The sequence below is a fragment of the Dehalobacter sp. TeCB1 genome (genome assembly GCF_001707455.1).
Lineage (GTDB): Bacteria > Bacillota > Desulfitobacteriia > Desulfitobacteriales > Syntrophobotulaceae > Dehalobacter > Dehalobacter restrictus.
Genome location: NZ_MCHF01000065.1, coordinates 104,155 through 122,895, shown reverse-complemented (window position 1 = coordinate 122,895; position 18,741 = coordinate 104,155). Strand labels below are relative to the sequence as shown.

Genomic DNA, 18,741 nt, shown 5'->3' with positions numbered 1-18,741 from the left:
ACTACAGTTTTCCTCATTTTACAATTCAAAAGGGGGACAAAGATCCGTCTCCTTGTCCCCCCTCCTGCTATATTTTAACCATCTGGTATTTGATCCGGATAATCGCATTGTCACTGATGACGGATTTGCCTCCGAAAACCACCAGTTCCACATCCGGCGAGATACTCTGAAAATATTTCTCGGTATCGGAACCGGCTGCAGGCCCTTCCGTCGGAATCAGCAACAGCGGCGCATCCGTATTAGCAGCAAGCGCTGCTCCCGCCAAAGCATCCGGGAAACCCTCCCCGGTCGCCAGGTAGATCTTCTGGGCATCGGGATACAGGGACTGCACGACTGTAAGCGAAGTATTGTAGCGGTTATTACCGGCAAAACGCCGGACTTTGTCCGCAGAGAGACCTGCGATACCGGTGATGCTGCCGGCGACCCCGGCAGATACCGCACCCTCCCCACCGGCAATATATAGCTCAGACGGTTTCAGGGTCTGTAGAAGTTCTGCGGTGGCCTGCGGCAGGCTGTCTTTTGCCGTCAATAGCAGCGGATATCCTTTGGCTGCGGCAGCTGAAGCAATACCTAAAGCATCCGGGAAATTTGATCCGGTCGCCACAGCAACTCCGCTGCCCTCAGGAAAATGAGACGCAATGAGCGCTGCGGTCTCATATCTGTCCTGACCCGCTATTCGCTCAAAATCTTCTGTCCAGGAAACAACTTCCTTCAGCCTGTTCTCCACCCGGGATGATAACGCAGTCTCACCGCCAAGAATAATCACTTTCAGTGGTTTCAGAACGGTTAAAGCGACTTCCACCCGCTGGTCAAGCTGATCCTTTGAAGTAAGAAGAATTGGCGCATGATTCTGTTTCGCCAGGGATACCCCGGCTAAGGCGTCTGCGAAAGCATCGGATCTCGCGATGACGACCGTCTCACAGCCGTAAGGCCACCCTTCATAAGCAATTTTTACAGCTGTGTCAATCCGGTCTATGCCGGAAATTCTTTTCACAGTTGAAAGCAGCAAATTGTTTTGACTCCTGGAGATCATGGGAAGGCCCAGCGTGTAACCGGCATAGTGAACCGGTTCGGGCGTTTTCCAGACAGAATTCTTTGACGGCAGTGTACCCGCCGGCAGCAGTGACTTCGACACCGGTGTGATACTGACGGGATCAGTCAGGCCCTCATAATAATCAGTGGCAATCAGTTTCAAGATTTTATCCTGATAGGCTACCCTGCCTGAAGCAGCCGCAGTATTCGGATTATTGGTGATGGACCAGCTGTTGTAAGCCCAAATCGCAAAATACCAGTTTTCCAGTTTTCCGGGGTCGCCGTCTCCGATGGTCGGCGTCATATTCCACTTGGATTTCAGGACTTCAGCCCCGTAGGCAATATTATAGGCAATATCCGTTTTCAGGTGGTTAATCGTCTCCGAATCGGAAGGATCATATACCCCAATCTGCATAATGCCGAGGTAAGGCCTGCTGCCTGAGCCCCCCGTCACAACATTGCCCGAACTGTTCCATTGACGCCAGCCTGATTCTTTGAACGCAATCGCTTTGAGGATCTCCGCAGGGACTTTCTCCTCCAGGGCCACCTGGTCAAAGATCCGGGATATCTCCTCGGGAGTAGGATTCTGGTTTGCTGCCTGAACAGGCAGCGGCCTGGCCGGGATCAGCAGCAAAATGCTGAAAAGCACGGCCAGGAATAACCGGATATATTTTTTCGAACGCATTAATTACCTCCTAATCAGAAACACAGAAACCGCCGCTCCTTACCATCCATGGCCCCGGCAGCTCTTTGCCGTCCGTGGCAACGCTGCACCAGTCTATCCTTGGACATCGCGGCATTAGACCAGTCAAATGCTTTGTCATCCTGACGCATTCGACACCAGGCACATCGTATGCCATCTTCGTAGCCGTCACAAAACTTGAAAGAAGTTTAGAGTAAATAAGTTCGTCTTAGAGACAGATTTTCCTTCCCCAAAATTTTTCCAAATGGCTGAAAGCCGCATAAACGCTCATAAACAAAATTCCGACAAGAAGTGCTGCTTGCCGGAAAAGGTCAATATTATTCCATTTAATGGATGATCTTGCTTGCAAACCTTCTCATCAAATTGACTGGTTATGGACTGATTATTAACAGATTCTTGACGAATCTATCATTGATTTATGGATTGAATCACATCTGTCTGAGTAAATATTTTACGCGGGTAACCGTATATTCCGAAATGGAAGCTTCCGGGCCGATCACTTTAACATTTGTAGAAGAAGCCATCTTTTTTAGATAATTTTCTGTTGGCCCGTTTGTCGTGAATCCCTGCGGAGAAATCAGCAATAGACAGGCATTCTTCGTTGCAGCCAGGGCGCCAGCGGCGAGAGGATCTGCAAAATCGAGTCCGGTAGCCATATAAATCTCCTGCGTACTGGGAAAGAACGCTTCCGCAATCATCACCGAAGTCTCATAACGGTTGCTCCCGGCAAAACGAACAATATTCCCCGCAGACAATCCGGTTGTCTGGGTCAGGGCTGTCACTACTTCAGCAGTAATGACTTTTTCCCCGCCGCCAATATAGATCTTTCCCGGTGAACGTTTGCTTAAGTCCTGTCTTGTAACCTCAGGCAGGCTCCGGGTTGAAGTCAGCAGCAGAGGCATTTCGTTGGCAGCTGCAGCTGTGGCCAGACTTAACGCATCCGGGAAATCCAGACCCGTAGCAATAGCCACGCTGGCATCTTTGGGAAAATCAGCGGCAATCCGTACCGCTGTCTGATAACGGTCCGCCCCGGCAATCCGAGAAACATCAGAGGTCCAGGTCAAAACGGCCTTGAGTCTAGTCTCAACTGGTTTGCTGACAGCCGTCTCTCCACCCAGAATAATCACTTTTGCCGGCTTTAAGGTATTCAACACCTCAATGACACCTTGATCAAGTTGATCCGGGCTCGTAAGCAAAATCGGTGCGTTATATTTTTTAGCCAGAGGTACGCCGGCCAGAGCATCAGGAAATGCATCTGAACGGGTAAGAATGACGGTCTGGGCACCACTCGCCCATCCGTTCAAGGCAATTTGATTGACCGTGTCTATCCTGTTCTGACCTGAGATTCGGGTGGTTGTGCCAACTGTGCTGGAAGTCAAGTCTCCCAGGGTATACGGTTCAGGTGTATTCCAGATCTGACTGCTGCTCGGAAGCGTGCCAAGCGGCAGAAGTTCGGCGGGAACCGGCGTAATTTGGACAGGTACGACAATACCCGGAAAATATGCTGTTGCGGCTTTGCGAATGATCGCGTCCTGATAAGCTACCTCGCCTCTGGCAGCAGCATTATTCGGGTTGTTGTACGCCAACCAGCCATGATAGGCCCAAAGCGCAAAATACCAATTCTCCAGCTTGTTACGGTCCCCATCACCAATCTTCGGCGTCATCTGCCATTTTTCATTCAGCAGTTCCGCACCGCGGGAAATATTATAGTCGATATCATATTTAAGTTTATTAACTTTTTCGGTATCTCCAGGATCATAACTGGTAACCTGCATGATTCCGAGGGCAGGATTCGAGGTGCCGTCTGTGCTGCCGGTTACCACTTCACCATTTTGATCGAATTGTCTCCAACCCGATTCACAATAGGCAATTGTTTTTAGCAGTACGCTCGGAATTCCTTTGCTTCTGGAAATCGTCTCAAGCTTCTGAGCAACGACCTCCCGGGAAGGATTCTGGTACGTCTGAATCTCTGCCCCAGATGCCCCGGAACTATAGACCGGCAAAAACAATATTACGATCAGCAGAACCGCAAGCGCTCCCGGCTTTCTCTTGAACATCCGTTTCTCTCCCCGTCTTAATCTTTTTAAGACTTATCTTCTCAGCTCCTAGAATTCGCCATCGTTCAGTTAAATCCTGCAATATTTTGCCGGCTATATTGCCGTTTCGCCCGTAATCAGCCAGCTCTGACCAATTTTAATCAGATTCGCCCTGACATGCACCTGATGTTCCTGCTCTTCCCCCAAAGGATACTGCTCGTCCAAGTCGTAATCTCTGGCCGTGTAACGGTAAACAGCATTAACTGTCGCCGAAAGCTTGTCGGCAGATTCGATTTGCACGTCATCAAAAATAATATTGCCTACATCCAGTCCGATTCCTCTGGAAATAAATCCTTCCGCTTTCTGGATATGCTTCTCCATCAGTTCTCCAGTGTAGGCATTGGCAATCGCAATTCTGAACGCAGTCATATCTTTGGCCTTCCAGGCATCAAAGAGTATTCCCAGACCCTGTTTATACTGTGCAATAACCGCTTCCTGTTCTGCCTCAGTCAAGGCGCTTGTGCTTTCGTCAGTACTGTTATTTGTACTGTCATTTGTACCATCAGCTATGCCGTCAACAATGCCATTTCCTTCGATAGACAAGTCCGGAAGAGCATTCTGAACAGCATCACCGTTCTGAACGGTGCCTACCTTGGCCGCGTTGTCCTTTTCAGCCGGAGAATTTACTTCCGGGTTCAAAGTCGTTGACCATAAAAAGTACCCCCCTGCGCCGAGGCACACCCCCAGAACAAATACCAGTACTGTGATCAACCAAAATTTTTTACGCATAAAATCACAATCCCCTCAATAATGGATAGAATGGTAACTATTTCCATTCTATCCGTTCTACGGGGATTTTAAACATGGTTCAGCCTATTTTTATTACAGGACTGTGGACCTATTCTTCCTTATCCAATCTCTTCATAATTACGGACAAGGCTCCGACCCCCAATTGAATCAGGGAAGGGAAGCTCTCAAAATACCCCAGCGCCGTGCCCAGAGAGCCAAAATGAATCAACAGAATAAACAGCATAATGACAAGGTTAAAAATCAAAAAAAGTTATCCTAATCTCATGGAGGTTTGAGACAGGATAACTTTTTTAGAAGCGCTTCAAATGTTGTTTCAGGCGCCCATCAATGCATTAGGAATGCTATTCAGAACGTTTCGTGGCAAAAGGAGTTGCCCCGTAAACCTTGGAACTCATATCATCCCGCAGCAGATGCGCGTCCAAATCATGAATCTCGAGATGGAATTGTTCAATTCTTACTTTGTCCTTACTGTCAAAGGCATCGATCCCTCTATTCAGAAGATTTCTGAAATATACATCAAAGGTTGACGCCTGACTGGAATTGACCTCATTTTCCATTTGCTTTTCCCATAAGGTCTTATGGAAAACAATGTACTTCTTAATATCCTGTTCGTTCATCTGAGGCCCTGCGGTGACACCGTACAGATAACCATCCGTGTACTGGTGGATGTTCCAGGCGGCTCCGAAGGCAAGAGTCCTGGATGCATCGCTGAGCGCTCTCTCGCCAAAATACTCCTCAAGCGAAGGCGCAATATTCAAAAGACTCAGATCCGGTTCCCTGTACTTTTTGACTTCATTCGTGCTGCTGGCAGAATCGTCTGTGCCGTCAGCCTGATTGGGTGCTGTAACGGTATCTCCTGCAGTACCTTCTGCAGCCGGTGTTCCCCCGGTATTGGGTGAAACCGTACTTTCTTCACCCTGAGCAATGGTCTGATCAGCATCCGTCTCTCCACCGGCATAATTGACCGGGGGCGTCTGGATAACCACTTGGTCCTCTGGTCCAACTACCTGGCCACGAAATACTTTCCAGGCAGTGGGCCCATAAATTCCGCCAATAATGATTACCCCCGCCAGAACAACAGCCCCTGCAAGAGTTAGGATGCTTTTGCGGCTGAAATTCATCCTTTTTCCTCCTTACTATAGGTATTTTCTGTATAATATTACCAATAGCAAAGAGAAAAGCTTGTCACATTGAGGATAGTAAACAACCTATTTTCTGTGAAAGTACTTTATTTTCCGCCGTTTTTTCCGGGCAGCATCCATTTACTTACCCGGTTAACTGTAATTCTTCTTAATATCATAAAGTTTGTCCAAATTATTGCCTGCTGAAAGCAGGCGAAGCTCCTGACCTTCTTTCTGATACCGGCTGACAATATCGGTCAGATAATCCATCAGGCTTTCGCCAATTTCTTCATGTCTTAACGCAAATTCAATGGTTGCTCTGACAAAACCAAGTTTGTCCCCGACATCATATCTTTTCCCTTCAAAATTGTAGGCATACACATCCTGAACCTTGCTCAACTGCGCAATTGCATCCGTCAGCTGAATTTCTCCATTTCTTCCCGGAGGCAATTCCGCGAGGATATCAAAAATTTCCGGATTAAGAATATACCGGCCCATGATCGCAAGCGGAATATCAGGCGCTTCCTCCGGGGTCGGCTTTTCAAACATGGCTTCCGCCTTGTACAGTCTCGGAGATATTCTGCTGCCATCAATAATCCCGTATTTGGACACTTCTGCCGGCAGTACTTCCTGTACGCCAATCAGATTGCTGTTATAAAGCTCGTAGTACCTAATCATTTGTTTCAGACAAGGCTCTTCCGAATAGATCACGTCGTCTCCCAAAAGAACGGCAAACGGCTCATTGCCAATAAATCTTCTGGCACTGTAGACGGCATGACCAAGCCCCAGAGCTTCTTTTTGGCGGACATAATGGATATCGACCATCTCAGCAATATGTTTGACCATATCGAGCAATTCGGACTTTTCTCCGTTTTTTAGAAATAGTTCAAGTTCTACAGAACGGTCAAAATGATCCTCAATGGCTCTTTTGTTTCTTCCTGTGACAATAATGACATCTTCAATACCGGATTGAACCGCTTCTTCAATGATGTACTGAATGGTCGGTTTGTCTACGATTGGCAGCATTTCTTTGGGTTGAGCTTTGGTCGCAGGAAGAAATCTTGTACCCAATCCAGCCGCGGGTATGACTGCTTTACGAATTTTCTGCAAGATTTTTCCTCCTTTTTTTTATTGTTGCTTTGGTTGTTTTTGAACAATCCGAGTTTAGTATGCCGAATTTATCTTACTTTTATGTTTTTTTCTGAATGGACGTCAAACGCCTCAAATGATTACTCAATGAGGCGTTTCCGATATCCAGGATTTTCTTCAGGGTTTTTTATGAAATTTTTTTAAGAGATTCTATTTTAGCGGGTTTTTCTTCTTTTGCTCAAGCAGTGCTGCTTTTTCCAGTACCCGGTCAACAATTCCGTATTCTTTAGCTTCTTCAGCGGACATATAGTAGTCACGGTCCGTATCCTGCTCGACTTTGTCCAAAGGCTGGCCGGTTCTTTCGGCAAGAATCCTGTTCATTTTGTTTTTCGTTTTCAGCAACTGTTTGGCGTGAATTTCAATTTCTGTAGCCTGCCCCGATAAACCTCCCCCAGCAATTAACGGCTGGTGAATCAGGATCTCAGCATTCGGCAGGGCAGTACGCTTACCTTTCGTGCCGGCAGCAAGCAGGAAGGCACCCATACTGGCAGCCATTCCAATACAAATGGTCTGTACATCAGGCCTGATGTACTGCATCGTGTCGTAGATGGCCATCCCGGAAGTAATGGACCCTCCGGGACTGTTGATATAGACAAAAACGTCCTTTTCAGGATCTTCCGCCTCGAGGAAAAGCAATTGCGCAACTACAACATTGGCAACGTTATCATCGATTGCTCCGCCCAGGAAGATAATACGGTCTTTGAGGAGCCTAGAATAGATGTCGTAAGAACGTTCACCGCGATTCGTTTGTTCAACTACCATCGGGATAAGATAACTCATATTTGTTCCCTCCATCATTGATTGTTAATTTTGATATGTCTCTATTTTATTACAAAGGTCAATAAAGGTCAAATAATTTGGACAACTTTTGGTCATTTTTTTGTTCGAATTATTTCATTCATATTATTTGATTAATTGCCAATAGTACGTTCGTCTAAACATTGAGACGGTATATAAATCATCTGTCAGGTTAAGATAATCCTAGTACGATTGATAAAAGCATTTGATACAAATCCAAAAATATTGGGGGCTGGAAATATGAATCTTATACCATTCCATCCAATGCGCAATGCAGATCAGATACGCCGTGAAATCAATAGGCTTTATAGTTTTCCATATACTTTTTTCGAAGACGAGTTCGCTCCGCGCTTGGCCGTTCCATTTACCGACATCTATGAAACCGACGAAGAGATCATTGTTTCCTGCGATCTGCCAGGACTGCAAAGAAGAGAAGATGTAGGCATTCAGATTGAAAACAACATGATAACCATCAGCGGTACTTTAAACCGCGAACAGCATGTGATTCAGGAAGATCGCCTACACAAAAAAGAAAGGTATACCGGTCAATTCCGCCGCTCCGTCTCTCTTCCGGCGACCGTTTCCATTGATAATGTCAGGGCAATTTATAAAAATGGTGTTTTGAATGTATTCCTGCCCAAAACAGACAGCAGGGAGAAAAAGTCTGTGCAGATTGAGTTTCAGTATTAGTAGATCGCGAAACTGTGGCCCATAGACTATTATAAGGTCGTTTAAGTATGTCTTCCTGCCAGAAGATTGCTTGTGTAGTTATTCCTATTTGCCAAAAAATAATAAATAAATTTATGTTGGTTATCGACCATAAACTGTTATAATGTATAAGGATAACTTTCAGCATCTTATGCTTTTAATTGAAGGGAGAATATTCGTGCCTAAAGTAATGATTTTCTCTGCGTCTACAGGACATGGACATAATCAGGCCGCAGACTGTCTGAAAAAGGAGCTTGAAGCTTCAGGCTATTCCGTCCGGATTGTAGAACCCTTAAAAAAAGAAGAAAGCTGGATCATGGAAGCTCTTATCGATGACGGTTATCATATACTCGCAACAAGATTACCGAAAATGTACGGTAAACTATATAAGATTACCTATAACGAGTTCTTAAATAAAAATGTCAAAAGAATTTTAAACAGGGCCATGGATAGTGTCATCGAACAGCTGATTCAAGAGTACAAGCCAGACCTGCTTATTACCACCCATCCTCTTCATGTCGGTGTTGTTTCCTATTTAAAAGCATCCGGACGCTTAAATCTGCCTTTTATTTCGCTGGTTACAGATTATATGGCTCATCAGTTTTATGTGAATAGTTTTGTTGATGCCTACATTGTTGGTTCATGTTACACCAAGGATACGCTTACGGAAAAAGGTGTTCCTGAAAATAAAATACACATTTTCGGCATTCCGGTACGGGAAGAATTCCGTCAGCCCCGCCTTGTCAGAAACAATGATGTATTTACACTGCTGATCATGGGCGGGAGCATGGGCATCCCCTATATCAAAAAATGCCTGAAAACGCTTATGGAAAACCGGCATCATCTTCGCATCCTGGTAGTATGCGGAAGCAATCGCAAGCTTTGGACTGATCTTGCAAAAAAGTACACAGGTACCTTTAACGCCAAAGATGTTGTCATTTATGGTTTCACATCGAACATCTATGACCTGATGGACCAGTCCGATGTGATTATCACAAAACCCGGCGGTCTGACTGTCTCGGAAGCGATCAACAAAAATATCCCCATCATTATTCCATTTTTTATTCCGGGACAAGAAGAAGAAAACACCGAGATTCTAGTTAAAGCAGGTGTTGCTGTCAGAACCTCAAAGATCTCCGAACTTAATCCTCTGATCGACAGTTTCTGTCTAAATCCCGGTTTACTTGAAGAAATGCGTAAGAATGCTGCGGACTTGGCCCGACAGCTTTCTCCGGGTAGTATCGTAGGGTTGGCTGATCAGCTGCTGTATGAAGGCCCTCAAGTCAAAGAATATCTGAGAGCGCATCAAAGTTAATATTTCTACGCAAAAAGCAAAGCGGTGCTGCAAAACTACTAAAGTAGTTGGCGACACCGCTTTCTTAATGTTAAAAGACAAAGAAACCAAAGAAGGTAGGGCTACGCAATGTACAACCGCTTTCGGCTGTTGTCTTCATCCGCGTATTTATTTAAAATCTCTATCTAATTCCTGCCGGAAAGCGGAATATATTCCCGCCTTGGAGCAACGCTTTTATAGGCCGGTCTAACAATCTTACCATTATTCACAATCTCTTCGATCCGGTGGGCGCTCCATCCTGACATTCTGGAGATCGCAAAGATCGGGGTAAACAGTTCCAGCGGAAGCCCCAGCATTTTATAGACAAAACCGGAATAAAAGTCCACATTAGCGCTGATGACCTTGCCTGACTTGTTATGGCCCAGGACAATATCGGGAGCAAGTTTTTCCACTCTGCTGAATAAATCATACTCTTCGGCTAGACCTTTCTCTTGAGCGAGCTTCCCGGCGTATTCTTTAAGCAGGACTTCCCTCGGATCAGAAATCGAGTAGACGGCATGGCCAATCCCGTAAATAAGGCCAGACCTGTCAAAAGCCTGTTTATTCATAATCTTCATCAAATAAGCCTTGATTTCATCCTCATCCTGCCAGTCTGTGACATTTTGTTTAATGTCTTCAAGCATATTGTAGGTTTTAATATTGGCGCCTCCATGCTTGGGACCTTTTAAGGCGCCAATAGCAGCAGCCATGACCGAATAAGTGTCCGAACCGGTCGAGGTAATGACATGCGTAACAAAGGTCGAATTATTCCCGCCGCCGTGTTCGGAATGCAGGACCAGGGAAATATCCAGCAGGGCAGCCTCAAGCTTCGTGTATTTACTGTCCGGCCGGAGCATGTGAAGAATATTTTCCGCTGTGCTGAGATGAGGCAGTGGACTGTGCAGAAATAGGCTCTTGTTTCCATGATAGTGCGCACAGGAGTGATAGCCATACACGGCCAGCAAAGGCATCCAGGCAATCAGTTTCATGCATTGTTTCAGGACATTTTCGATGGAATTGTCATCGGGGTTGTCATCATAGGAATATAGGCTCAGGATGCTCCTGGCCAGCATATTCATGATATCCTTGCCCGGGCTTTTCAGGATAGTACCCCGGACAAAGTCCTCGGGCAGTTTTTGATATGCCGTCAGCACCTGTTCAAAATCCTTCAGCTCCTCGGCGTTCGGAAGATGCCCGAACAGAAGCAAATAGCTCGTTTCTTCAAAGCCGTATCTTTCGTCTTTGATAAAGCCGTCGACGATGTCATTAATATCGATACCTCTATAGGTTAATCTTCCCGGAACAGGAATCTTTTCTCCTTCGTCTATAATATAGGAGTGCACTTCACCAATCTCGGTCAGACCGACGAGTACGCCCTTGCCTTCAAGATCACGCAAGCCCCTCATTACTTGATATTTACTATATAGCTCAGGATTGATTTTACTGCTGTCTATCGCTTTCTGCGTCAGTTCTTTAAACATTTTTGTTTCAAATTGTTCAAATTGTACGGACTCTGTTTGTTCCATTTCCCTACCTCCTCTGGATCATAAAGAAAGCTCGGCTGGCACCAAGCCTTCAGCGATAACATTCACCATTTATTCTTCCTGTCATTATAATTCGTTTTCGCTTTGAAGTAAATGTATTATAATGACTAAGAGCGACCATCCTATTCGCAGACAAGTCTAACAAAGCCAGACTATAAATCAAAAATTCTATGATCAAAAAATTATTATATCATTATCATTTGAGGTCAAGCTTATGAAAAGAAGACTCCTGATTATCCTCCTCTGCACAGTCGCTGTCCTATTCATTGCGGGCGGTCTGATCGCCTACCAATATACCAACCAGATTTCTTTTCAAAATCCTCCGGATCCTTCTTCGCTTCCGGAATCCGAGCCGCAGCCTTCCTATGTGGATATCTCTATCGCTTCCGTCGGCGACATCCTGATTCATAACACGGTCTATATGGCCGCTTACGATTCTTCAACAGGTCTGTATGATTTCAGCAGCCAGTTTCAGTATGTTAAATCCTATCTTGGAAATGCCGATATTACCGTAGCCAACCTGGAAACCTCGCTTGCCGGGCCTGAGCAGGGCTATTCCGGTTATCCCAAATTCAATACCCCTGATTCGATCGTTGATGCTCTGAAGGAATCGGGCATTGACATTGTTACCGCAGCCAACAACCACCGTTTAGATCAGGATATCACCGGATTCTACCGGACGATCGACGTTGTCAAAAACAAGGGACTGGATATTATCGGCGTCAAGGCTACCGAGAAGGAAACCACCTATGTCGTCAAGGACATCAAAGGTGTTAAAGTGGCGTTTGTCAATTTTGGCTACGGCTATCCGCAATATGACGGCAGCCTGAGCATCAATGGTCTTATCCTTCCCGTCAACATGACCGGACTGATGGATACCTTTGACCCGCAGGATTTTGACAGTTCTGCGCAAACCATTAAGGCGAGAATCACCGAAGCGAGACAGGCCGGAGCGGAAATCGTCATTTTGTGTATGCACTGGGGAGATGAATATCATCGACTGCCTAGTACCTTTCAGCAGGACTTGGCCTCCGTACTGGCTGACTGCGGCGCAGATGTGATTTTTGGAGGCCATCCGCATGTGCTCCAGCCCTTCGTATTTTTGGCCACAGACAACAATGGAACTGTTCCGGTTTTTTATTCTCAGGGAAATTTCATCTCAGATCAGCGTCAGGAAACCGTCGATAACATTTATACCGAACAGGGAATCATCGCCAATGTGACGATCAGGGTATATCCAGATCACACCCATCAAGTTCTCCAGGCGGACGCCGTTCCTACTTGGGTGAATAAAAAACGCCTGAATAATCAATTGATTTATGAGGTTATACCCGCCAAAGCTGCTCTGGACAATCCGGGACTGTATCCCCTTCTGAAGGATGCAGATCTGGAACGGATCCGGTTCTGCAGGGACACTGTGCAGAAACTAATGCCTGAAGCAGGAAAAGAACTCGAATCCCAATCCAACTGAAATAAAAGGGTTAGAACCGTAAAAATAAACCTATGCGCATATGTTCATATGTCCATAGGTTTATTTCTTTATCACCTTGCCTCCCCGGACTTCATAGAATAAAATAAAACAAATCAAATATCTTACAAATCAGCCTGCGGGGGGGATCCGGCATGTACGCCTATACATTTAAATATGGTCAGCGTGCAGCGTTCTTTGTTGTCATTATTCTGGTACTTATTACTCTTGAAGTGCTGCTTTAGTCCAATATTAACCCAAATCGATGCTGTGCTAGTATTTTTCCATCGGGACAATGGCTTTGGCAGCTGCTGCTCCGACGAGTGACTTCAGAATATCTCCGACAATAAAGGGTATATAGCCCATAAAGAGGACTCCGGCCAGGGTAACTGTCTGTCCGGTCGACCAAAGCCATATGGCCAGGGATATTAACCCCGGAACATAGACAAGGACAAGCTGGGCAAAAAGGATAATGCCGGTCAGCGGCAAAGCTTTACGGTTTTGGGTTCTGGAATCAATCATACCGCCGATAAACAGTGCTGCAAGGATAAAACCAAACACATAACCAATTGTCGGTCCGGCAAGCGCCGCCGCTCCGCCTTTGAAACCCGCAAACCACGGAATTCCTGCCAAACCGCCGACAGCATAGATTGCCATACTGATACCGCCCCATTTTCTACCCAGCAGCACAGCAGCCAGGATCACCCCAATCTGGGAAGCCACCAAAGGCACGGGAGTAAATGGCAGGTAGATTTTCACCTGGGCAAGCAGGCCGGTCAGGCAGGCCAGACTTACTGCCAGAGCAATTTTGGCAAACGTCGTTGACTGCGTGCGCCATTGGAAATAGGACAAACGTTTTTGACGGTAAACTTCGAGCGTATGCGAATTTTGAATCATCATCATTCCTCCGTTCTGTTCTTTCATGTAATAAACTATATTCTCAGTACTATATCATTAGGACGCTTCGTTTTCAATGCCATTTTCCATGTAAATACTGTATTCATTTTGGGAACCGCGACCGTACTTCTCGTTTAATCGTGTAGGGCCACAGAAATTTCTCCCGAAATGATCGCTTTGATCTCCCCTGTCTGCGCCAGCCTTACGACTAGTTCCCCTTTAGGCCCGAGGTCGATTACCTCAGCGGTCTGCACCGGCCCCTCCCTGTTTTCGAGAACCACTTTTCTGCCTATGACTTCGGAACGCTCCCTGCAGATGGTTAAGGTCCTGCCTAGATCAACCGTGCTGAGGTATTCCAGGTAAAGCGGTTCAAATCCATTTAGGATTCCGGCTGTCAGCCTGGTCCTGTCGTGTTCCCTGCCCGTCTCGAGACGTAAAGAAGTCGCTGTGGATTTCAGTTCATCAGGAAAATCCGTTTCAGCAAGGTTCACATTCAGACCGATGCCGATCACCACTACCGGGGTCCGCCTGCTGCTGACCGACATTTCCGTCAGAATCCCTCCGGCCTTCTTTCCGTTCAGGAATAGATCATTTGGCCATTTGATGGTGATTCCTCTTCCAGGGAAAGAAATAGCTGCTTCGTCCACTGCCAGACATACTGCCGCTGCGCCGGCCAGCGTCAGCTGGGGTATCACATCCGGCGGAAGTTGAGGTTTCAAAATGATTGACATCCAGATCCCCTTGCCTCCCGGTGACTGCCACTTTCGGCCAAAACGTCCCCGGCCGGTCGTCTGCTGTTCACTGATGATCACAGTTCCTTCTTCTTCAGCCAAAGCTCTGCGGGCTGCTTCACAGTTGGTGGAGTCCAGCACGTCAAAACAGAGGATCTTTCTTCCCAGAAAAGTTGTCCGGAGGTATTGTGTTATTTTTTCAGGGCTGAGAGATTCGTTCATTACTCGGTATAAGCCCCTATCCTGCGGTATTTCTGATAACGCCTTTCAAGAACATCATCGAGTTGTTCCAGCATGGTTCTGAACGGGACCTTTAACAAATGTTCCTTGATCACGGCAGCCATCGCCTCGGGATCATGGTGGGCACCGCCCAAAGGCTCCGGCAGAACCTTGTCGATCAGGCCCATTTGCTGCAAATCCTGAGCAGTAATCTTCATGATCTGGGCTGCCTCTTTTGCTCTGGAGGAATCCTTCCAAAGGATACTGGCAAAACCTTCAGGAGACAGTATGGAATAGATCGAATGCTCCAGCATCCAGATCTCGTCTGCGATCGACAGGGCCAACGCCCCGCCGCTGCCTCCTTCTCCCAGAACAATGGAAATGACAGGCGTCCGCAAACTGACCATTTCCATCAGGTTGCGTGCAATCGCTTCCCCCTGGCCCCGTTCCTCCGCTCCGATACCGGGATCAGCCCCTGGTGTATCAATAAAGCAAACCACGGGCCGGTGAAATTTTTCCGCCTGCTTCATGAGCCTTAACGCTTTACGGTAACCTTCGGGATTTGTCATCCCGAAATTTCTTTTGACATTTTCTTTGGTATTTCTGCCTTTTTGCTGGCCAATGACCGTTATCGGCAAATCGCCCAGTCTGGCAACGCCGCCGACAATGCAGGGGTCATCCCGGTACATCCGGTCTCCATGCAGCTCAATAAAGGAGTGAAAAATTCTCTCGATATAATCGAGCGTGGTGGGTCTTTCCACCATTCGGGACAGGGCCAGCTTATCCATCGCCGTCAAATTCAAGAATGCTTCCTTTTTCATCCTGGTAAGCTTCTCTTCTAATCCCTCAATCTCTGATGAAAAGTCGGCTTGCTTATCTTCAGCAAGCTTCCTTAAATCACTGAGCTTATTATTCAGTTCCGCTAATTCTTTTTCCCGCTCGAGCATAGCCACACTCCGTCTTTTTGCTTAACGCCTGTAATGAAGCTTAATCAGGCGAGACAAGGTTAGTTTGAGGTCCTCTCTGGCCACGATTTTATCAATAAAACCGTGTTCCAGCAGAAATTCTGCTTTCTGAAAACCTTCCGGCAACTCCTGCCTGATGGTCTGTTGAATGACCCGCTTGCCGGCAAAGCCGATCAGCGCGTCGGGTTCCGCCAAAATGATATCTCCCAGCATTGGGAAGCTGGCCGTGACGCCGCCCGTTGTCGGGTCGGTCAAAACCGCGATATACAGTCCTCCCTGCCGGCTGTGTCTGCCAACGGCTGCAGATGTTTTCGCCATCTGCATCAGGGAAAACATTCCTTCCTGCATCCTGGCCCCACCTGAAGCAGTAAAAGCAATGATCGGCATTTTCCTTTCAGCAGCAAATTCAAAAGCCCGGGTCACTTTCTCGCCAACGACCGAACCCATGCTGCCCATCATAAAGTTACTGTCCATCACCGTAATCACAGCATCCTGGCCATGAATCTTGCCATACCCTGTCAGTACAGCTTCCGAAAGGCCCGTTTTCTCCTGGCCAGCGCTGACTTTCTCTGCATAGCCTTCAAAGTCCAGCGGATTGACGCTTTTCATCTCCTGATTAATTTCTTTAAATGTACCGGTGTCCATGATCAGATCGACTCTTTCCCAGGCTCCCATCCTGAAATGGTAGCCGCAGCGAACACAGACCTTGTTATTATTACTGAGATCCTTCGTGTAAACTGTCTCTCCGCAATTCTGGCATTTTGTCCACAGCCCGTTCGGAATGGCAGGCAAAACATTCTTTTCCCCCTGCCCCTCTATCTCTGCCGGCAACGGCTGACTATTATTCTGTTGTATGGTTAGATAACGCGGTTTCTTAAAAACCCTGTTTAATTTAAACATGAGCACCAACCGTAATCATTTTTTTATTGGTTGTCATTACGCTCCATAGTCAAATTCTTTGGCAATGAAGGATGTGTCAATTTCTGCGCACCTAAATTTCGGGTTATTCAAAATCTGAAACAGAAATTCAATATTGGTGTCAATGCCTTCAATGATAAACTCATCAAGAGCCCTGCGCATTTTACTGATGGCTTCATTCCTGTCCTGGCCGTGCGTAATCAGTTTCGCGATCATCGAATCATAGGTCGGCGGGATATCATAGCCGCTGTAGAGCGCGCTGTCCAGTCTTACGCCATTTCCTCCGGGCCAGAGAAGGATATTCACTTTGCCGGGAGACGGCCTGAACCCAAGTGCGGGATTTTCCGCATTGATTCGGCATTCTATGGCATGGCCTTGAATATGCACGTCGTCCTGCCGGATGTTTAGCTGTTCTCCCGAGGCAATTTTCAGTTGTTCCTTCACAATATCAATTCCTGTAACCAGTTCGGTTACGGGATGCTCGACCTGGATACGGGTATTCATTTCCATAAAGTAATAGCCGCCGTTGTTGTCAACTAAAAATTCGATGGTCCCGGCGCTCTTATAACCTACCGCTTGAGCAGCTCGAACAGCTGTATCCCCCATTTTCCACCTAAGCTCGTCACTCAGGACGGTTGAAGGAGCCTCTTCAATGACTTTTTGATTTCTGCGCTGGATTGAACAGTCTCTTTCTCCGAGGTGAATGACATTTCCATAGTGGTCGGCCAGGATCTGAAATTCGATATGTCTCGGCTCCACCAGATATTTCTCCAAATACATTGAATCATCATCAAAGGCAGCCTGCGCTTCTTTTTTGGCCATATCATAAGCTTTCTTCAGTTCATCCCGGCTCCAGACAATCCGGATACCCTTGCCTCCGCCGCCTGCCGATGCCTTCAGCATGATCGGATAGCCAATACGCTCCGCAGAAGCCTCTGCCTGTTTAAAATTAGCCAACACACCTTCGATACCGGGAACGATAGGGACACCCGCCTGGCCCATGATCTGCCGGGCCTTAGCTTTATTCCCCATCATTTCAATCACTTCCGGGTCAGGACCGATAAATGCGATATGGCACGCTTTGCACATCTCGGCAAATTTGCTGTTTTCCGCCAAAAAGCCAAATCCCGGATGAATGGCTTCCGCGCCCGTCAGAACCGTTGCACTGATAATATTCTTGGTATTCAGATAGCTGTCCCTTGCTCTGGCCGGTCCGATACAAACCGTCTCATCAGCAAGATCCACATGCAGGGAGTTCCGGTCGGCTTCCGAATAAACTGCAACTGTTGCAACTCCGATTTCCCGGCAGGCCCGAATAATCCGGACCGCTATTTCGCCTCTGTTGGCAATGAGTATTTTTTTGAACAAGTTTTCACCCACCAACTTTATTAACTGATAAAAAACTTGATTTCGGCTTCGGCAGCTTTTTCCCCGTCAACCGTAGCAAGGGCTTTGCCGATGCCGGCAGGGCCTTTGATTTTTATGATCTCTACTTCCAGCCTCAGCACATCACCAGGAAATACCTTCCTTCGGAACTTGGCCTTGTCAATTCCGGTAAAGTAAGCGAGCTTACCCTGATATTTTTCCATTTTTAATAAAGCTACCGCACCGGCCTGAGCCAGCGCTTCAATAATGAGTACACCGGGCATTACCGGTTCTTGCGGAAAATGTCCCTGAAAAAAGTACTCATTGATCGTAACATTTTTATAAGCAACAACCCTTTTACCTTCTTCAAGCTCTTCGACTCGGTCCAGAAGAAGGAATGGGTACCGATGCGGAATGATTTCCTGAATCTCTTTGATGTTCAGCATCTTTACCTCCACAATAGTTCCGCTTGCATCCTTGCCGCTACTTGGTATTAATTTCAAACAGCGGTTGGCCAAATTCGACCATTTGCCCGTCATTAACCAAAATGCTGAGAATTTGCAGGTCTTCTTCAGCTTCAATCTCATTCATCAGCTTCATCGCCTCGACAATACAAAGCGTATCCCCTTTTTTGACTTTGCTACCCGCGTTGACAAAGGGTTTCTCTCCGGGCGACGGTGCCAGGTAAAAGGTTCCGACAATCGGGGCATTGATTGTCTGCGGCGCTTCAGTTTTAGAACTTGGATGTTCCGGAGTCACCGCCTCTTTTCCGGCTGCAGCCCCAGGCATAAAGCTCTGTATGGGTTGAAGTGCAGGCTGAAACATGGGCTGAAGCTTTTCTTTCTTCAAAATAATTTTATAATCCTCTTGCTTAAGCTCAAATTCAGTCAGCCCGGACTCATCCACCATTTTTATCAGTTCTTGAATTTCTTTTAAATCCATCA

At 46.7% G+C, this 18,741-nt stretch carries 19 protein-coding genes; 3 read left to right on the top strand and 16 right to left on the bottom strand.

Annotation, left to right across the window (positions count from 1 at the left end; translation table 11 throughout):
• Window positions 1-67 precede the first annotated feature (67 nt).
• From A7D23_RS13985 to clpP, 8 genes are all read right to left on the bottom strand, one after another.
• Entirely contained in the window at window positions 68-1,717 is a 1,650-nt protein-coding gene (locus tag A7D23_RS13985) for a cell wall-binding repeat-containing protein (RefSeq protein ID WP_025206186.1), read from the bottom strand.
• A 10-nt stretch (window positions 1,718-1,727) separates the two neighbouring features.
• Window positions 1,728-1,892: a hypothetical protein gene (locus A7D23_RS16190; RefSeq protein ID WP_176714430.1), complete on the bottom strand. Its 165-nt coding sequence runs from the start codon at window positions 1,890-1,892 to the stop codon at window positions 1,728-1,730.
• A gap of 271 nt (window positions 1,893-2,163) precedes the next feature.
• On the bottom strand, window positions 2,164-3,792 hold the full coding sequence (locus tag A7D23_RS13980) for a cell wall-binding repeat-containing protein (protein WP_025206187.1): 1,629 nt from the start codon (window positions 3,790-3,792) through the stop codon (window positions 2,164-2,166).
• A 93-nt stretch (window positions 3,793-3,885) separates the two neighbouring features.
• Complete coding sequence (locus A7D23_RS13975) at window positions 3,886-4,560, bottom strand: hypothetical protein (protein WP_025206188.1); 675 nt, start codon at window positions 4,558-4,560, stop codon at window positions 3,886-3,888.
• Window positions 4,561-4,669: 109 nt separating this feature from the next.
• Window positions 4,670-4,825, bottom strand: a complete 156-nt coding sequence (locus A7D23_RS16185; protein WP_158208571.1) for a hypothetical protein — start codon at window positions 4,823-4,825, stop codon at window positions 4,670-4,672.
• Window positions 4,826-4,922: 97 nt separating this feature from the next.
• Window positions 4,923-5,702, bottom strand: coding sequence for a hypothetical protein (locus A7D23_RS13970; RefSeq protein WP_019224695.1), 780 nt, complete (start codon window positions 5,700-5,702; stop codon window positions 4,923-4,925).
• A 153-nt stretch (window positions 5,703-5,855) separates the two neighbouring features.
• Complete coding sequence (gene galU, locus A7D23_RS13965; RefSeq protein ID WP_025206189.1) at window positions 5,856-6,812, bottom strand: UTP--glucose-1-phosphate uridylyltransferase GalU; 957 nt, start codon at window positions 6,810-6,812, stop codon at window positions 5,856-5,858.
• A gap of 189 nt (window positions 6,813-7,001) precedes the next feature.
• Entirely contained in the window at window positions 7,002-7,646 is a 645-nt protein-coding gene (clpP, locus tag A7D23_RS13960) for an ATP-dependent Clp endopeptidase proteolytic subunit ClpP (RefSeq protein ID WP_287897019.1), read from the bottom strand.
• A gap of 243 nt (window positions 7,647-7,889) precedes the next feature.
• Here clpP and A7D23_RS13955 point away from each other — a divergent pair, with 243 nt between their 5' ends.
• Together A7D23_RS13955 and A7D23_RS13950 are read left to right on the top strand one after the other, a co-directional pair.
• Window positions 7,890-8,339, top strand: a complete 450-nt coding sequence (locus tag A7D23_RS13955; protein ID WP_019224692.1) for an Hsp20/alpha crystallin family protein — start codon at window positions 7,890-7,892, stop codon at window positions 8,337-8,339.
• 196 nt (window positions 8,340-8,535) lie between these two features.
• Window positions 8,536-9,672, top strand: coding sequence for a glycosyltransferase (locus A7D23_RS13950; protein ID WP_019224691.1), 1,137 nt, complete (start codon window positions 8,536-8,538; stop codon window positions 9,670-9,672).
• 164 nt (window positions 9,673-9,836) lie between these two features.
• Here A7D23_RS13950 and A7D23_RS13945 read toward each other — a convergent pair whose 3' ends face one another.
• Entirely contained in the window at window positions 9,837-11,216 is a 1,380-nt protein-coding gene (locus A7D23_RS13945) for a citrate/2-methylcitrate synthase (RefSeq protein ID WP_019224690.1), read from the bottom strand.
• Window positions 11,217-11,448: 232 nt separating this feature from the next.
• On the opposite strand from A7D23_RS13945, the gene A7D23_RS13940 reads away from it, so the two are divergent.
• Entirely contained in the window at window positions 11,449-12,705 is a 1,257-nt protein-coding gene (locus A7D23_RS13940; RefSeq protein WP_019224689.1) for a CapA family protein, read from the top strand.
• A 270-nt stretch (window positions 12,706-12,975) separates the two neighbouring features.
• Here A7D23_RS13940 and A7D23_RS13935 read toward each other — a convergent pair whose 3' ends face one another.
• From A7D23_RS13935 to accB, 7 genes are all read right to left on the bottom strand, one after another.
• Window positions 12,976-13,599, bottom strand: a complete 624-nt coding sequence (locus A7D23_RS13935) for a biotin transporter BioY (protein WP_019224687.1) — start codon at window positions 13,597-13,599, stop codon at window positions 12,976-12,978.
• Between the two features lie 134 nt (window positions 13,600-13,733).
• Window positions 13,734-14,552: a biotin--[acetyl-CoA-carboxylase] ligase gene (locus A7D23_RS13930; protein ID WP_019224686.1), complete on the bottom strand. Its 819-nt coding sequence runs from the start codon at window positions 14,550-14,552 to the stop codon at window positions 13,734-13,736.
• Entirely contained in the window at window positions 14,552-15,496 is a 945-nt protein-coding gene (locus A7D23_RS13925) for an acetyl-CoA carboxylase carboxyltransferase subunit alpha (protein ID WP_019224685.1), read from the bottom strand. Before A7D23_RS13925 ends, A7D23_RS13930 begins: the two co-directional genes overlap by 1 nt.
• A 21-nt stretch (window positions 15,497-15,517) precedes the next feature.
• Window positions 15,518-16,414 (bottom strand): acetyl-CoA carboxylase, carboxyltransferase subunit beta, encoded by an 897-nt coding sequence (gene accD / locus A7D23_RS13920; RefSeq protein WP_019224684.1) that lies wholly within the window; start codon window positions 16,412-16,414, stop codon window positions 15,518-15,520.
• A 36-nt stretch (window positions 16,415-16,450) separates the two neighbouring features.
• On the bottom strand, window positions 16,451-17,800 hold the full coding sequence (locus A7D23_RS13915) for an acetyl-CoA carboxylase biotin carboxylase subunit (RefSeq protein ID WP_019224683.1): 1,350 nt from the start codon (window positions 17,798-17,800) through the stop codon (window positions 16,451-16,453).
• Window positions 17,801-17,820: 20 nt separating this feature from the next.
• Window positions 17,821-18,243 (bottom strand): 3-hydroxyacyl-ACP dehydratase FabZ, encoded by a 423-nt coding sequence (fabZ, locus tag A7D23_RS13910; RefSeq protein WP_019224682.1) that lies wholly within the window; start codon window positions 18,241-18,243, stop codon window positions 17,821-17,823.
• Window positions 18,244-18,280: 37 nt separating this feature from the next.
• On the bottom strand, window positions 18,281-18,739 hold the full coding sequence (accB, locus tag A7D23_RS13905) for an acetyl-CoA carboxylase biotin carboxyl carrier protein (protein ID WP_019224681.1): 459 nt from the start codon (window positions 18,737-18,739) through the stop codon (window positions 18,281-18,283).
• Between the last annotated feature and the right edge of the window lie 2 nt (window positions 18,740-18,741).

What these genes read in the sequence shown, in the direction of transcription:
- accB (WP_019224681.1), bottom strand. Translation starts at nt 18,739, where the DNA reads ATGGATTTAAAAGAAATTCAAGAACTGATAAAAATGGTGGATGAGTCC.
- A7D23_RS13975 (WP_025206188.1), bottom strand. Translation starts at nt 4,560, where the DNA reads ATGCGTAAAAAATTTTGGTTGATCACAGTACTGGTATTTGTTCTGGGG.
- A7D23_RS13935 (WP_019224687.1), bottom strand. Translation starts at nt 13,599, where the DNA reads ATGATTCAAAATTCGCATACGCTCGAAGTTTACCGTCAAAAACGTTTG.
- clpP (WP_287897019.1), bottom strand. Translation starts at nt 7,646, where the DNA reads ATGGAGGGAACAAATATGAGTTATCTTATCCCGATGGTAGTTGAACAA.
- A7D23_RS13940 (WP_019224689.1), top strand. Translation starts at nt 11,449, where the DNA reads ATGAAAAGAAGACTCCTGATTATCCTCCTCTGCACAGTCGCTGTCCTA.
- A7D23_RS13925 (WP_019224685.1), bottom strand. Translation starts at nt 15,496, where the DNA reads ATGCTCGAGCGGGAAAAAGAATTAGCGGAACTGAATAATAAGCTCAGT.
- fabZ (WP_019224682.1), bottom strand. Translation starts at nt 18,243, where the DNA reads ATGCTGAACATCAAAGAGATTCAGGAAATCATTCCGCATCGGTACCCA.
- A7D23_RS13980 (WP_025206187.1), bottom strand. Translation starts at nt 3,792, where the DNA reads ATGTTCAAGAGAAAGCCGGGAGCGCTTGCGGTTCTGCTGATCGTAATA.
- accD (WP_019224684.1), bottom strand. Translation starts at nt 16,414, where the DNA reads ATGTTTAAATTAAACAGGGTTTTTAAGAAACCGCGTTATCTAACCATA.
- A7D23_RS16190 (WP_176714430.1), bottom strand. Translation starts at nt 1,892, where the DNA reads ATGGCATACGATGTGCCTGGTGTCGAATGCGTCAGGATGACAAAGCAT.
- A7D23_RS13930 (WP_019224686.1), bottom strand. Translation starts at nt 14,552, where the DNA reads ATGAACGAATCTCTCAGCCCTGAAAAAATAACACAATACCTCCGGACA.
- A7D23_RS13955 (WP_019224692.1), top strand. Translation starts at nt 7,890, where the DNA reads ATGAATCTTATACCATTCCATCCAATGCGCAATGCAGATCAGATACGC.
- A7D23_RS13945 (WP_019224690.1), bottom strand. Translation starts at nt 11,216, where the DNA reads ATGGAACAAACAGAGTCCGTACAATTTGAACAATTTGAAACAAAAATG.
- A7D23_RS13970 (WP_019224695.1), bottom strand. Translation starts at nt 5,702, where the DNA reads ATGAATTTCAGCCGCAAAAGCATCCTAACTCTTGCAGGGGCTGTTGTT.
- A7D23_RS13985 (WP_025206186.1), bottom strand. Translation starts at nt 1,717, where the DNA reads ATGCGTTCGAAAAAATATATCCGGTTATTCCTGGCCGTGCTTTTCAGC.